At 70.3% G+C, this 13,134-nt stretch carries 15 protein-coding genes; 7 read left to right on the forward strand and 8 right to left on the reverse strand.

Going from position 1 to position 13,134, the window contains the following annotated elements; genetic code table 11:
• From DW296_RS04540 to DW296_RS04555, 4 genes are all read right to left on the reverse strand, one after another.
• Positions 1-1,236: AAA family ATPase (locus DW296_RS04540; protein WP_136051271.1), on the reverse strand; the 1,236-nt coding region annotated here is incomplete at its 3' end.
• Positions 1,236-2,405, reverse strand: coding sequence for an exonuclease SbcCD subunit D (locus tag DW296_RS04545; protein ID WP_136051272.1), 1,170 nt, complete (start codon positions 2,403-2,405; stop codon positions 1,236-1,238). The genes DW296_RS04545 and DW296_RS04540, both read right to left, overlap by 1 nt.
• A 254-nt stretch (positions 2,406-2,659) precedes the next feature.
• Positions 2,660-3,142: a DIP1984 family protein gene (locus tag DW296_RS04550; RefSeq protein WP_136051273.1), complete on the reverse strand. Its 483-nt coding sequence runs from the start codon at positions 3,140-3,142 to the stop codon at positions 2,660-2,662.
• Between the two features lie 52 nt (positions 3,143-3,194).
• Positions 3,195-3,503, reverse strand: coding sequence for a GNAT family N-acetyltransferase (locus DW296_RS04555; RefSeq protein ID WP_136051274.1), 309 nt, complete (start codon positions 3,501-3,503; stop codon positions 3,195-3,197).
• A gap of 330 nt (positions 3,504-3,833) precedes the next feature.
• Here DW296_RS04555 and DW296_RS04560 point away from each other — a divergent pair, with 330 nt between their 5' ends.
• Genes DW296_RS04560 through DW296_RS04575 form a run of 4 tightly spaced genes read left to right on the forward strand, consistent with a single transcriptional unit; the run spans position 3,834 to position 6,474 of the window.
• Positions 3,834-4,547, forward strand: coding sequence for a winged helix-turn-helix domain-containing protein (locus tag DW296_RS04560; protein ID WP_085603874.1), 714 nt, complete (start codon positions 3,834-3,836; stop codon positions 4,545-4,547).
• Between the two features lie 55 nt (positions 4,548-4,602).
• A complete protein-coding gene (locus tag DW296_RS04565; RefSeq protein WP_136051275.1) occupies positions 4,603-5,562 on the forward strand; it encodes a DNA-3-methyladenine glycosylase family protein in 960 nt (319 codons plus the stop codon).
• 38 nt (positions 5,563-5,600) lie between these two features.
• Complete coding sequence (locus DW296_RS04570) at positions 5,601-5,798, forward strand: hypothetical protein (protein WP_025104487.1); 198 nt, start codon at positions 5,601-5,603, stop codon at positions 5,796-5,798.
• Complete coding sequence (locus tag DW296_RS04575) at positions 5,782-6,474, forward strand: uridine kinase (RefSeq protein ID WP_136051276.1); 693 nt, start codon at positions 5,782-5,784, stop codon at positions 6,472-6,474. The genes DW296_RS04570 and DW296_RS04575 overlap by 17 nt, the downstream gene beginning before the upstream one ends.
• Here DW296_RS04575 and DW296_RS04580 read toward each other — a convergent pair.
• The 4 genes from DW296_RS04580 to DW296_RS04595 are packed head-to-tail and all read right to left on the reverse strand — an operon-like array spanning position 6,468 to position 10,287.
• Positions 6,468-7,223 carry an iron ABC transporter ATP-binding protein gene (locus tag DW296_RS04580; protein WP_062635655.1) on the reverse strand — a complete coding sequence of 252 codons (756 nt, stop codon included), beginning with the start codon at positions 7,221-7,223 and terminating at the stop codon, positions 6,468-6,470. The two genes, DW296_RS04575 and DW296_RS04580, sit on opposite strands and share 7 nt — an antisense overlap.
• A complete protein-coding gene (locus DW296_RS04585) occupies positions 7,220-8,248 on the reverse strand; it encodes an iron chelate uptake ABC transporter family permease subunit (RefSeq protein WP_136051277.1) in 1,029 nt (342 codons plus the stop codon). The genes DW296_RS04580 and DW296_RS04585 overlap by 4 nt, the downstream gene beginning before the upstream one ends.
• Before the next feature lie 7 nt (positions 8,249-8,255).
• Positions 8,256-9,242, reverse strand: coding sequence for an ABC transporter permease (locus DW296_RS04590; RefSeq protein WP_136051278.1), 987 nt, complete (start codon positions 9,240-9,242; stop codon positions 8,256-8,258).
• 49 nt (positions 9,243-9,291) lie between these two features.
• Positions 9,292-10,287: a siderophore ABC transporter substrate-binding protein gene (locus DW296_RS04595; protein WP_136051279.1), complete on the reverse strand. Its 996-nt coding sequence runs from the start codon at positions 10,285-10,287 to the stop codon at positions 9,292-9,294.
• Positions 10,288-10,387: 100 nt separating this feature from the next.
• Between DW296_RS04595 and DW296_RS04600 the strand changes: the two genes are divergently transcribed.
• From DW296_RS04600 to DW296_RS04610, 3 genes are all read left to right on the forward strand, one after another.
• Positions 10,388-11,155 (forward strand): siderophore-interacting protein, encoded by a 768-nt coding sequence (locus DW296_RS04600; protein WP_136051280.1) that lies wholly within the window; start codon positions 10,388-10,390, stop codon positions 11,153-11,155.
• A gap of 31 nt (positions 11,156-11,186) precedes the next feature.
• A complete protein-coding gene (locus DW296_RS04605) occupies positions 11,187-11,588 on the forward strand; it encodes a VOC family protein (protein ID WP_136051281.1) in 402 nt (133 codons plus the stop codon).
• Between the two features lie 275 nt (positions 11,589-11,863).
• Positions 11,864-13,033, forward strand: coding sequence for an RtcB family protein (locus tag DW296_RS04610; RefSeq protein WP_136051282.1), 1,170 nt, complete (start codon positions 11,864-11,866; stop codon positions 13,031-13,033).
• The last annotated feature ends 101 nt before the right edge of the window (positions 13,034-13,134 follow it).

Consider the following 13,134-nt stretch of genomic DNA (forward strand, 5'->3'; position numbering starts at 1 on the left):
GGCAGTGGCGACGGCCTCCGCTGCGGTGACGCGCTCGGCGGCGCGGCGCGGTGCCTCGGCTTCCAGCGCGACGGCGCGCTCCCAGACCCCGGACGCCCGTGTCCGGTCGGCGATCCACGCATCGAGGTCGTCGGTCTCGACACCGAGCTGATCCCAGTCCGCGCGTGCGCGCTTCTCCGCAGCCACCGCGTCATCAGCCGCCGTCACGGCACGGTCGGCCGCGGTGATCAAGGACCGCAGCACCTCGGCCGCCCGTGCCCTGGCGAGCTCCGCCTTCGCCTCGGCGATGGCTCCCTCCTCGGCGTCCAGACGCGCCATCGCCGCACGGGCACGGTCGCGCTCGCTTTGGGCACGTTGATCCTCACGTGCGGCGGCCAGAACGGCATCGGCGGCCTCGAACCGCTTCTCCGCCTCCTGACGCTCGGCAGCGCGCCGTTCCGCCCGGTACGCAGCGCGCGCCTGCGCCAGTTCCAGCTCCGCCAGGCGATCGGCCGTCGTGACGCCCTCCCCCTGCATCTCCGGTCCGACCTCGCCGTCGGCGTCGGCGGCGTCGCGCCCGAGGTCGGCATCCGCCACGAGGCGCTCGGCCTCGTCCAGCCGCGCGGAGACCGTGGCGAGACGCGCGCCGAGGCTCTGCTCGGCGCGGCGACGGCGCTCGTCGAACCGCGTCTGGACGTCTTCGAAACGCTCGGTGCCGAAGAGCCGGCGCAGCAGCGCCTGCCGGTCCCGGCTGCCCGCCAGGAGGAACTCCGAGAAGCGGTTCTGCGCGAGGAGGATCACCTGCAGGAACTGCTCGCGGCTGAGCTGAAGGATGTCGTCGAGCTCGTGCGCCACGTCGACGGCCCGCGCCGCGCGACCGACCCAGCCATCGTCCGTGAACTCCTCCAGGGAGACCGCCGCCGCCTGCTTGGTCAGGCCTCCGCCACGACGAGCCGGCCGGAGGTACTCGGGCGAACGCGTGACCCGGTAGCGACCGGACGGCGTGCTGAACTCGACGACCACCTCGGAGGGGTCGTCCGGTTCGCTGTGGTCGCTGCGAAGCCTCTTCTCCCCGCCGTCGTACCGCGGCACCCCGCCGTACAGCCCGAAGCAGACCGCATCGAGGATGCTCGACTTCCCCGCTCCGGTGCGGCCGGCGATGAGGAAGATCCCGTCGTCGGCGAAGGCGTCGAAGTCCACGGTCTGCCGCGCACGGAAAGGCCCGAACCCCTCGACCTCCAGTCGATGCAGTCGCACTAGACGAGGGCTTCCGCGCGGACCCGGTCGTCGAGCACCTCACGGATCAGCTCGCGTTCGACCTCGGTGGCTCCGTGGCCGGCCCGCACGTGCTCGAGGAACGCCTCGATCCGGTCGGCATCGGTCACCGCGGCGCGCAGCCGCTCACCGTACGAGCGCTCGCGCTCCTCTCCGGTCGCAGCGGGCTGATGCTGCACCATGGCACAGTGCGGGTACGCCTCGCGGAGCCGTCGCATGGGCTCGGTCTGCGGTACGGCGTCGGTGTAGACGGCGCACACCCAGGCGTCGGCGTGCGCGGCGATGTTCTCTGCGGAGAGGATCTCCTCGAAGGTGCCGGTCAGCGTGACCAGGCGCCGCGGAACCGGGAGCTCCAGCCACTCGACGCCCGCAAGTCCGTCGGCATCCAGGTCGACGAGCCAGGAGCCGCGCGGCTTGTGCTGTTCGCCGAAGCTGTAGTGCAGCGGAGCGCCGGCGTACCGCACCCGCTCGCTCACCTGCTGGCGACCGTGGATGTGGCCCAGTGCGACGTAGTCAGGTCCGCCGAACGCACGAAGGGGGACGACGTCGAGGCCGCCCTGCCGCACCTCGCGCTCCAGGCCCTCCGTCGGCTCCACGCCCGCGGCGAAGCAGTGGGCGATCGCGACCGACCGGCCCTCGTGCTCCCGCATGCCCGCGCGGACGAGCGTCATCGCGTGCGTCATGGTCTGCGCCTGCGTGCGCAGCTGCCGCCCCTCGGCGTCGCCCTCCGGCCAGTGCTGGCGGACGATCGCCGGCTCCAGATACGGGATCCCGAAGAAGTGCACGGGACCGTGGGCATCGTCGATCGTGACGGGCGTGCCGACCGCGAGGGGATCGGTGAGCACGTGGATGCCCTCGCGCAGCAGCCGGGCCTGGAACCCCAGCCGCGCGGCGGAGTCGTGGTTCCCGCTGGTGACGACCACCCGCGCACCCGTCTCGTGGAGACCGACGAGGGCGTCGCCCAGCAGCGTGTACGCGGCGGCCGAGGGCGTGGCGGAGTCGAACACGTCGCCCGCGACGATCACGGCGTCGACCTCGTGCTCCCTGACCTGCGCGGTCAGGGCGGCGAGCACCTCCGCGAGCGCATCCATGGTGGAGTTGCCATGGAACGTCCGGCCGATGTGCCAGTCCGAGGTGTGCAGGATCCGCATACCCCCACGGTACGAAGACCCTCGGACATTCCCTCCGAGGCGTGCCGGGAGCGCCGTCTCCCGGGGCGCGAGGAGGAAGCGGAAGGTCCCCTGACCCACCCTCGTCGCGGCGACCGGCACGTGGTGATGCGAGATGCGCTGTGCACCTTCACCTGTGCGGCGTGCGGGGCTGCGCGATGCGAGATCAGGGCTGCCCTCCGCCCACAGGTGCCGGCTTGCCCCGCCGGCTGAGGGTTGTGCCCGCTCCGCCGCGACTACCGACTTCCGCTCTCCTCCTCGAGGTCGTGCGACCAGTTCGCCTGCTGGATCCGGTTGTCGAGCTCTCGGAGCTCCTGGGCGACCGCATCCGCCCGCGCACGCAGCGCGGCGACGGGCAGCGCCGACACCTGCCGCAACTCCGAGCGCATCTGGCGCAGGTACTGCTCGTTCGCCCCGGAGGCCGCGGTCGCGGCGTCCGTGAGCACGGCGTGGCGCAGGCGCAGCACGTCTCGCGCGGCGAGCGCATCGGTCATCGTCCCGTCCGCGCCGAGGTCGAGGCGGGCGTTCGTCGCGTTGATGCGTCGGATCAGGCTCTGCAGCCGGGTCAACGCGCCCTCCGCCTCCTCGATCAGCGCCGCCGCGTCCTCGGCGGGCTCCTCGCCCTCCTGATACCGGGCGTTCGCGACGATGCGCGCCCGCAGCTGCTCGAGGCGGCGCTGCAGATCGGCGCGGGCGGCGAGGGCTTCGGCGAGTCTCATGACCTCATCCTCGCAGGCGGAGGCCGTAACAGTTCGTCATACGGACGGAAGGTCAGCGCGTGCGGAGAAGGCCCGACTGGTCGGGGTGCGCGGCGAACCACTCCGCCACGTACCAGCAGACGGCGTCCACCTTGCGGTCGCCGCGCTCCGCGATGTCGGCCACGGCCCCCTCGACCACCTTCCCGGCGTACCCGTTTCCGCGGAATGCCGGGACCGTGTAGGCCCGCGTGAGCGCGACCGTGTGGCCGTCGTCCCGGTAGTCGAGCACGCTGACGAGCTTCCCGTCGCGCGTGAGCGTGTACCGCGATGCGTCCTTCTCGTCGGTCAGGATGAAGCCGCCGACGGTGTGCGAGATCGTCATCCGTGTCACGTTACGCCTCTTGCGACGCGCCCGGGCGTTTTGACATGTCCCGTCACGATCGGACATAATCCCCCCATGACCATCAACGCACGCCCTTTGTCCGCCCAGGAGGCGAACGGGACTGCCGGGATGATGATGCCCGGTCGCGTTGACATGTGTTGCCGAATGTGTCGCTGAACGAACAGCCACCTCGCCTGACCTGACTCCTCGCCATCTGCGAGAGCAGTGTCCCGAGCACACACCCGTGCTCGCTTCCCCGGCTCCGCCGGTCATTCGTGCAACGCATCCGAGCCCCCTCCCGCCGGGCTCACGTCCTGAGGACCCATCATCATGTCGAACTCCGCCCTTCTCGAGCGTCCCGCCGTCACCGCCCCGAACCGCACCGTCCGCCCCGCCGAGCCGTCGGCTCCGCTGGCCCCGGCCGGCGCCGACCTCCCCGCCGTCCGCTCGCCCCGCGGCTTCGCCCTCTACGTCGGCCTGGACGAGATCAAGGCCGCCGAAGCCGGTGTGAGCCTTCCGCTGCTCGTCGACGCCCTCCGCCGCACGCTGGCCGAGCTCGCGCCCGGTGCCGAGACCCACGCCACCGTCGCCCTCGCCCCGCACGGCTCCGGCGGCCGAGACCTCGACGTCGTGCGTCTCGCTCTTCAGGAGCCCGGCGCGATCGCCCGCACCAAGGCCGCCGCCGAGGAGGAGACCACGCCCGAGGAGTCCGGCGTCACCGTCGACATCTCCCGCAAGCGCGTGCTCATCGACGGCGAATCCGCCGCCTTCACCTACAAGGAGTTCGAGCTGCTGCAGTACCTCGTCCTCCGCGAGGGCCGCACGATCGAGCGCAGCGAGCTCGTCGCCGCCCTCTGGCAGGCCCAGGACGACGAGACCCCGGGCGAGCGCACGATCGACGTGCACGTGCGCCGGCTGCGGGCGAAGCTCGGCCGCTACGAGGACATCGTCCGTACCGTGCGCGGCATCGGCTACCGCTTCGACCGTCACGCCGACGTCGTTATCCGCTACGGCCACGGAACCCCGTCGCCCGACCGCTTCTGACCCGCTCCTCCTCAGCCCGGAGGCCGGTGTCAGCAGCCGCGCGTAGGGTGGGCGCATGACCCTCGCCGCCGCCCCCGCGACGGCGGGCGCCGTCCGCGCGGACGCCCCGCGGGAGACGACGTACCGCCCGCCGCACCCGCTCGATCTCCGGCGCACCGTCGGCATGCTGCGCCGCGGCGGCACCGATCCGACGACGGTCTTCGACGGCCCCGTCATCTGGCGCGCGGTCCGCACCCCACAGGGTCCGTCGACGTTGGCGCTGCGGATGTCGGGGAACGAGGTCAAGGCGACCGCCTGGGGTCCGGGCGCGGAGCACGCACTCGCCCTCGTGCCCGCGCTGTGCGGTGCCGACGACGACCCGACCGGCTTCGATCCCTCCCTGCACCCCCTCATCGCCGAGGCCGCCCGGCGGCATCCCGGAATCTGGCTCGCGCGGACGGACGAGGTCTTCGATGCCCTCGCCTGCGGCATCCTCGAGCAGAAGGTCACCTCCATGCAGGCCTTCGGCGCCTGGAGGTACCTCGTCTCGCGCTACGGCGACCCGGCACCGGGGCCGACGCCGCGACCGATGGCCGTCGCTCCCACGGCGGCGCAGTGGCGACGCATCCCGTCCTGGGCGTGGCATCGCGCCGGAGTGGAGCCGCCGCAGTCGAAGACCATCGTGCGGGCGGCGGAGCGCGGCGACCGCATCGCCGCTGCTGTCCGAGCAGCCACGACCGGCGCTGACCGTGACCGCGTGCTCACGAGCCTGCCCGGAGTCGGCGTCTGGACCGCTGCGGAGACCCGGATCCGCGCGCTGGGCGACCCCGATGCCGTCAGCGTGGGCGACTACCATCTGGCGCACGAGGTCGGACACGCCCTGACCGGGCACCGCACGGACGATGCCGGCATGGTCGAACTGCTCGCACCCTGGGCCGGCCACCGGCAGCGCGTCATCCGGCTCATCTTCGCGAGCGGTGTCGCCGAGGCGCGGCGCGGACCCCGGCTCGCCCCGGAAGACCACCGCCGACGCTGACCAGCCCGTTCCTGCAGCGGCCGACGTATGCTGAGCGCATGTCCCGTACCGCCCTGCGCATCTTCGTCACGGTCGGCCTGCTGATCGCCGGTGTCGTCCTCGGCCTCATCTTCCAGAACGTCTGGCTGGGCGTGCTGCTCGCCGCGATCGTGTGGTTCGGCTGGTTCCTCGGCTACGAGTCCCGCCGCGGTCACAACGCGGGCGTGAACGACGAGGACCATGGCGTCGAGCTCTGACGCCGTGGAGCGGCAGTCCAGCGCCGACCGGCGAGCCGTGCTCACCGCCGTGGTGTCGGCGATTCCGCGGCCGGAGGATCACCGTCGCAACGTGTTCGTCGGCATCGACGGCGTGGACGGCTCGGGGAAGACGATGTTCGCCGACGACATCGCCGAACTCCTCGCGCCGCGGCACCCCGCGGTGCGGATCTCCATCGACGGGTTCCACCGACGCAGGACGGAGCGCTATCGGCGAGGCCGGCACTCCCCGGAGGGCTTCTTCCTCGACTCCTACGACTACGCGGCGTTCGATCGCCATGTGATCGCCCCGCTCCAGGCCGGTCCTGGACCATACCTCACGGCGTCTCACGACCTCGACAGCGACGAACTGCTCGACGCGCCCGCACACCACCTCACCGCGCCGTCGGTGATCGTCGTCGACGGGATCTTCCTGCATCGACGGGAGCTCCGTGCGGTGTGGGACTTCTCGGTCTTCCTCCGCGTGGACTTCGCCGTCTCCGCCGCGCGCATGGCACGACGCGACGGCTCGGATCCGGACCCGGAGGCGGCGAGCAACCGACGCTACATCGAGGGTCAGCGGATCTACCTGCGAGAGGACGCCCCGGAACGGCATGCCGCTGTGATCGTGGAGAACGACGACCTCGAGGCCCCTCGGATCGTCGGGTCGGGTCAGTAGTAGACGGCGAGGGGGCCGGAAGGTCCCTCCACGACCTGGACCGGGGTGTCGAACACGCGGCTCAGCACGTCGTCCGTCATGATCTCCGCCGGCGGGCCGAACTCCACCACCCGGCCGTCCTTCATGGCGCAGATGTGGTCGGCGTAGTGCCCGGCGAAGTTGATGTCGTGCAGCACGATGACGATCGTGCGCCCGAGCTCCTCCGCCGCCCGCCGCAGGTGCTTCATCATCTGCACGGCGTGCCGCATGTCGAGGTTGTTGAGGGGCTCGTCCAGCAGCACGAACTCCGTGTCCTGCGCGAGGACCATGGCCACGTAGGCCCGCTGCCGCTGTCCTCCGGAGAGCTCGTCGAGGTAGCGCCCCTCGAGCGCCCCCAGATCGAGGAAGTCGATGGCCTGGCTGATGACCTCCTCGTCGGCCCTCGTCAACCGCCCCTGGGAGTGCGGGAAGCGGCCGAAGCCCACGAGCTGGCGCACGGTGAGCCTGGTCACGAAGTGGTTCTCCTGGCGGAGGATCGAGACCACCTTGGCCAGGTCCTTCGACTTCGTCGAGGCGACGTCGAGGCCCGCGATCTCGATGGCTCCGGCGTCCATCCCGTTCAGCCGGCCGATCATGGTCAGGAGCGTCGACTTGCCCGCACCGTTCGGCCCGATGAGGGCCGTGATCCCGCCGGTCGGGATACGGAGGTCGACGGGGCCGATCGCCACCTCGCTGCTGTAGTCACGGCGGACGCCGTCGAGTGCGATCACAGTCTGCCCTTTCGGAGGATGACGACGAGGAACACGGTGCCGCCCACGATCTCGATGAGGATCGACACCATGCCCTGCGCGTAGAAGACGTTCTTCATGACGAAGTACGCCCCCGCCAGGATCGAGAACGCGGTGAGGACGGCGACCGGGAAGATCAGCCGATGGTCATGCGTGTCGGCGAACTGGTAGGCGAGCGTCGCCACGAGGAAGCCGAGGAAGGTCATCGGCCCGACCAGGGCGGTGGAAGTGGCCATCAGCACGGCGACGAGCGTCAGGACGAGGAACTGCTCCCGGCGGTGGTCGAGCCCCAGCGATCGCGCGGCGTCGGGACCGAGCGCGAGCACGTTCAACCGCCGGGACCGCAGCCACAGCAGGGTCGAGGCCGCGATCACGAGCGGGATCGCGAGCGGGAGGTACGAGGGGTCGGCGTTGGAGACGTTGCCGAAGAGCCGGGCGGCGAGCACATCGAACTCGCTGGGGGTGAGCAGCCGCTGCATGAAGGTGGCGATCGCCCCGAGGCCTCCCCCGATCACGATGCCCACGAGCAGCATGATCTGGAGGTTGCCGTATCGGCCGGAGAGAAGCCACCCGTAGAGGACGACGGCGAGCCCGACCATGATGAGCACCTGGAGCGCGAACTGGCCGACGCCCTGGATCGCCACCAGTCCCGCGACCCCGAAGAGGTACACGGTCGTGGTCTGGACGACGCGGTACAACGACTCGAAGCCCATGATCGACGGAGTGATGATCCGGTTGTTCGTGACCGTCTGGAAGCTGACCGTGGCGACGGCCTGGGCGACGGCGACGAGGGCCATCACGACCACGGCGGTCGCGCGGTGCTGCGCGATGCGCCAGAACCCGGGGGTGCCGAAGGGCAGAGGGTTGTCCCACGCGAGGAGACCGCACGCCGAGCCGAGCGCGATCACGCCGAGAACCACCAGCACGACGATGTATCGGCGGCGCGCCCGCGGAGTCGTGAACGCCCCGGCCGACCGCGTCGTCCGGGGTGTGTCCGTCACCGTCATCGTCCGCTCAGCCACGTCGACGCTGCCGCAGGAGGAGAAGGACGAAGACGACGGCTCCGACGACACCGAGGATCAGCGACACCGGCACCTCGAACGGCATGATGATCGTCCGGCCGATGATGTCGCAGACGGTGACGATCGCGATGCCGAGCAGGCACACCCAGGGCAGGTTGCTGCGCAGGTCGTCACCGCGGACCATCGAGACGATGTTGGGGACGATGAGCCCCAGGAAGGGGAGGTTGCCGACGACGACGGTGACTACGCCGGTCGTCACCGCGATGAGGGCCGTGCCGAGCAGGATCATCCGGTTGTAGTTCACCCCGACGTTGGTGGCGATCTCCTCCCCCAGCCCGGCGATCGTCAGCCGGTCTGCCACGAGGAAGACGATGACGCCGATGATCGCGACGATCCACAGCATCTCGTACTGGCCGCGCATGACCGAGGTGAAGCTGCCCGCGAACCAGACGCCGATGATCTGCAGCGAGTTCGTGACGAGGGCGAAGTAGGTCGTGATCGCGCCGACCACCGCGCCCAGCATGATGCCGACGATGGGCACGATGAGCGACGACTTCAACGCCACCCGCCGGAGGAACGCGAAGAACACCATCGTGCCGACGAACGCGGCGAGCACGGCGCCGGCCATGCGCAGCGGAAGGGAGGGCTGCGGCACGAGCACCATCACAGTGAGGAGCCCGAGTCCCGCCCACTCCGTGGTCCCGGTGGTGGTCGGCTCCACGAAACGGTTCTGCGTGAGGAGCTGCATCACGAGGCCGGCCATCGCCATCGCCGCGCCCGCGAGCACGAGCGCGATGGTCCGGGGGACGCGGGTGATCTGGAACATCTGCGCGCCGTCGTCCGCGCCGGCGATGTCATACACACCGGTGAAGAGCGAGATCACCAGGAGTGCCGCCACGACGAGGACGCCGATGAGCAGCTTCGGATCGAACAGCCGTGCCGACGATCGCGGTGTCGCTGTGAGGAGAGGAGAGGTCATGGGGGGATGCCGGCGGCGGCGCCCCGGTCGGGACGCCGCCGCACAGCCCTTACTTGTCGGCGCTCTTCTCGAGCGCGTCGGCGAGGTCGTTGAGGAACGTCGTGTACGTCTGGATGCTCTCGTTGAGGTAGGTGTCCGTGGGCATGTAGACGATCTGGTCGTCCTTCACCGCGGTGACGCCGGTGAGCGCCTCGGAGTTCTCGATGATCTCCGCCGCCTGCACGTAGTCCGGCGTCTCCGCCGCGAACACGGCGTCGCGGTCGAGCACGAGGATCCAGTCGGGGTTCGAGGCGGCGATGGCCTCGACCGAGATCTCGTCGCCCTGGTGGTCGTCGCTCGCGTCGTCGACCTGCAGTGCCGGCGTGAGGCCCAGCATGTCGTAGATCGGACCCAGCGAGCGGCCGACGGTCGGGGCGAGGTAGCCGATCTGCCCGCCCGAGGTGTTCACCGCCATGACGGTGTCGGCGTCGTCGTAGGCGGCCTTCGCACGGTCCGCAGCGGCGTCGAACTCCTCGACGAGCTTCTGGGCCTCGTCCTGCTTGCCGAAGATCTCGCCCAGGGCGGTGGTCTGCCGCTTGAGCTCCTCGTCGAACGGCTCGCCGTCCCGGGGCTCCAGGTCGATGATCGTGGCGTCAGGGACGAGCTCCGCGATGGCCTCGTTGTGCTGCGTGAACCGCTGCCCGCTGATGATGAGGTCGGGGTCGGCCGCCACGATGGCCTCGAGGTCGGGTTCCGTGTGGAGGCCGATGTCGACGACGTCCTCGTCCTTCGCGTAGGAGACGGTCTCCGGCATGAGGGAGACGGCACCGGCGGAGAGCTCGATGCCCCAGTCGGAGAGGGTCTGGAACGTCCGGTTGTCCAGGGCGACGACCGAGGTCGGCGGCGTGGTGATCTCGTGCGTGCCGGTGTTGTCCTCGATGGTCACGGTCCCCGATCCCGCCGTCGTCTCGTCGGGTTCAGCTTCGCCGCCGGACGCGCAGCCGGAGAGGGCGAGCAGGCCGACGAGAGCGACGCTCGTGGCGGTGAGGGTTCTGGGCACGGACATGGAGAGACTCCTGTTCTGCGGGGATGTGTGCGCCCTCGTGGAGCGCCGGTCCGACGGGCGGGCGAGCCGACCGCGTCGGTTTTTAGGTTAGCCTTACTTTATGAGCGATACGAAATCCGGTTTCTCGATCGAGCGTCGCGGCCTCGAGCTGCGCTTCCGCAACGTCACGCTGAGCGCCCGGGAATGGCTCGCTCCGGATTTCGTGCGCGTCCGCCTGTCCGGTCCCGACCTCGCCGGCTTCGACTCCCCCGGCTCCGACGACCACATGCGGCTCTTCTTCCCGAGCGGCCCCGTGGACTCGGTCGAGGAGCTGCGCGCCGCCCCGAGCCGCGAGTACACGCCCCTCGCCTGGGGTGACGACTGGCTCGACGTCGAGTTCGCGGTGCACGGTGATCAGGGCGTGGCCGCCCCGTGGGCCGCGAACGCCCCGCTCGGGTCGACCATCGGCGTCGGCGGACCGCGCGGCGCCGCCGTCCTCACCGGAGAGCCGGGATCCTGGCTCCTCGTCGGCGACGAGACCGCGATCCCCGCGATCCGCCGCTTCGCCGCCCTCATCCCCGAGGGCACCCCCGCACGCATCGTCATCGAGACGGTGTCGGCGGGTCGCGAGGTCGAGATCGACGCGCCGGTGCCGGTCGAGTGGCTGCACCGCGGCGAGGCGCCCGCCGGCTCCGCACTGATCGCCTTCCTCGACGCGCTGACCGCGGACGACGTCGTGGGAGACGACCCGTTCGTCTTCATCGCCGCCGAGCAGTCCATCGTGAAGCCCGGACGGGCTGTGCTCGGGCGCTGGGACGTGGACAGCGCGAACGCCGTCGTGAAGGGCTACTGGAAGCGCGGCGAGGCCGAATACCACGCTCCGCACTGACACGGGACCGCTGCGCTGACAGACTGGGCGCATGGCTCTCCTCGATCACCTGGGCATCACCGTCGCCGACCTCGAACGCGGGCGCGCGCAGTTCCATCCCGTGCTCACCGCGCTCGGCTATGAGCTCGGCGGCGAGGACGATCACTCGATCTCCTGGCACGCCGGCGAGGAGACCGAGATCATCCTGTACACGTGGGACGACGATTCCGCGCCCCACCGGCACGGGCGCGTCGGCTGGCAGCACATGGCTTTCGCGGTGCCGTCGCGCGCCGAGGTCGACCGACTCCACGGCCTCGCCCTCGACGCCGGATGGACCGCGGTGCGCGAGCCGAAGGAGTACCCGCGGTACAGCGAGCGGTACTACGCCTCCTTCGTCGAGGACGCCGACGGCATCCGGCTGGAGTTCATGTACAACCCGCCGAAGGACGCTTGACGCCCGGGCGTGTCGACGCCTAGGGTGGCAAGGCTGTGCCGACCGGCGCCGCACGCCAGCCGAGGAGACGACGGATGACCGCCCCGCGGAATCTTCCCCAGAACGTGGCATTGCCGCTTCAGCCGAAGCGCAATGACCGCGACGAGTCGTACCCTCCGGCGCGCGCCGTGTGACAGCATCCGCTCTCGCAACGCCCCGCACCGTCAGGTCCGGGGCGTTCTCCATGACGAGACCTCCCCGATCTGTGGCTGGACATCACCACAAGGAAAGGAATCATGGAGAGGCTCTCCGCGCGGCTGCTGTCGTGGGCGTCCCTGATCGATGAGAAGACCCTCGATCAGGCCCGCACCACCTCACGCATGCCGTTCATCCACCCGCACCTGGCGCTGATGCCGGATGCGCACCTCGGCAAGGGCGCGACCGTCGGGTCTGTCATCCCGACGCTCGGTGCGATCATCCCCGCGGCCGTCGGCGTCGATATCGGCTGCGGCATGATCGCTGTCCGCACGCCGTTCACGAAGGACGACCTCGACGGGCGCGACCTCGCCGCGCTCCGGGAGCAGATCGAGCGCGCGATCCCGCTGTCCGCAGGGCGCTACAACAACAAGGTCGTGGCGACGGCCGCACCACGCATCGCCGAGCTGGAGGAGCGCGCCCGTGCAGCCGAGTTCGAGCCCGAGGGCTACGCGAAGAACTGGCGGCTCCAGCTCGGCACGCTCGGCTCGGGGAACCACTTCATCGAGGTGTCTGTGGATGAGCTCGACCGGGTCTGGCTGTTCCTGCATTCCGGGTCCCGCGGCGTGGGCAACAGGATCGCCGGGCACCACATCGCGGTCGCGCAGCGCCTGGCGACGCAATGGTGGATCGACCTGCCCGACCCCGATCTGGCTTACCTCGTCGAGGGCACGCCGGAGTTCACGCGCTACATCCGCGAGCTCCGGTGGGCGCAGCACTTCGCGCTGCTGAACCGCGAGGAGATGATGGACCGCGTCATCCGGCAGCTCTCCGCGTTCCTCGAGGCTCCCGTCGAAGAGCAGGAGCGGATCAACTGCCACCACAACTTCACGGAGTCGGAGAAGCACTTCGGAAAGCGCGTCTGGGTATCACGAAAGGGCGCGATCCAGGCGGACCTGGGTCGGCCCGGACTCATCCCCGGGTCGATGGGCACGGCGTCGTACGTGGTGGAGGGGCTCGGCGACCCGCTGTCGCTGAACTCCTCACCGCATGGCGCCGGGCGGGAGTACTCGCGGTCCGCGGCGCGGAAGACGTTCACGCATGCGCAGCTGCGGGAGGCGATGGCCGGCATCGAGTTCCGGGACACCGACGCCTTCATCGATCAGATCCCCCAGGCCTACAAGCCCATCGATCGTGTGATGGAGGATGCGGCGAGCCTCGTGCGGATCCGGCACACGCTGCGACAGCTCGTCAACGTGAAGGGCGACTGACCGAGGGCCGGGTGAGGAGGGATCCTCGCCCGGCCCTTCCTCCCCAACTCCCGCGATTTCCGGTGTCTCCACAGAGCGCGAGTGGCCGGGCGTGGCGTCCG

The sequence above is a fragment of the Microbacterium sp. K36 genome (assembly GCF_004794355.1).
GTDB lineage: Bacteria > Actinomycetota > Actinomycetes > Actinomycetales > Microbacteriaceae > Microbacterium > Microbacterium paraoxydans_D.

Coding starts and splice junctions, on each gene's coding strand:
- DW296_RS04590 (WP_136051278.1), bottom strand. CDS start 9,242: ATGACCTCTCCTCTCCTCACAGCGACACCGCGATCGTCGGCACGGCTG.
- DW296_RS04585 (WP_136051277.1), bottom strand. CDS start 8,248: ATGACGGTGACGGACACACCCCGGACGACGCGGTCGGCCGGGGCGTTC.
- DW296_RS04605 (WP_136051281.1), top strand. CDS start 11,187: ATGGCTCTCCTCGATCACCTGGGCATCACCGTCGCCGACCTCGAACGC.
- DW296_RS04610 (WP_136051282.1), top strand. CDS start 11,864: ATGGAGAGGCTCTCCGCGCGGCTGCTGTCGTGGGCGTCCCTGATCGAT.
- DW296_RS04550 (WP_136051273.1), bottom strand. CDS start 3,142: ATGAGACTCGCCGAAGCCCTCGCCGCCCGCGCCGATCTGCAGCGCCGC.
- DW296_RS04555 (WP_136051274.1), bottom strand. CDS start 3,503: ATGACGATCTCGCACACCGTCGGCGGCTTCATCCTGACCGACGAGAAG.
- DW296_RS04575 (WP_136051276.1), top strand. CDS start 5,782: ATGGCGTCGAGCTCTGACGCCGTGGAGCGGCAGTCCAGCGCCGACCGG.
- DW296_RS04560 (WP_085603874.1), top strand. CDS start 3,834: ATGTCGAACTCCGCCCTTCTCGAGCGTCCCGCCGTCACCGCCCCGAAC.
- DW296_RS04565 (WP_136051275.1), top strand. CDS start 4,603: ATGACCCTCGCCGCCGCCCCCGCGACGGCGGGCGCCGTCCGCGCGGAC.
- DW296_RS04545 (WP_136051272.1), bottom strand. CDS start 2,405: ATGCGGATCCTGCACACCTCGGACTGGCACATCGGCCGGACGTTCCAT.
- DW296_RS04570 (WP_025104487.1), top strand. CDS start 5,601: ATGTCCCGTACCGCCCTGCGCATCTTCGTCACGGTCGGCCTGCTGATC.
- DW296_RS04595 (WP_136051279.1), bottom strand. CDS start 10,287: ATGTCCGTGCCCAGAACCCTCACCGCCACGAGCGTCGCTCTCGTCGGC.
- DW296_RS04600 (WP_136051280.1), top strand. CDS start 10,388: ATGAGCGATACGAAATCCGGTTTCTCGATCGAGCGTCGCGGCCTCGAG.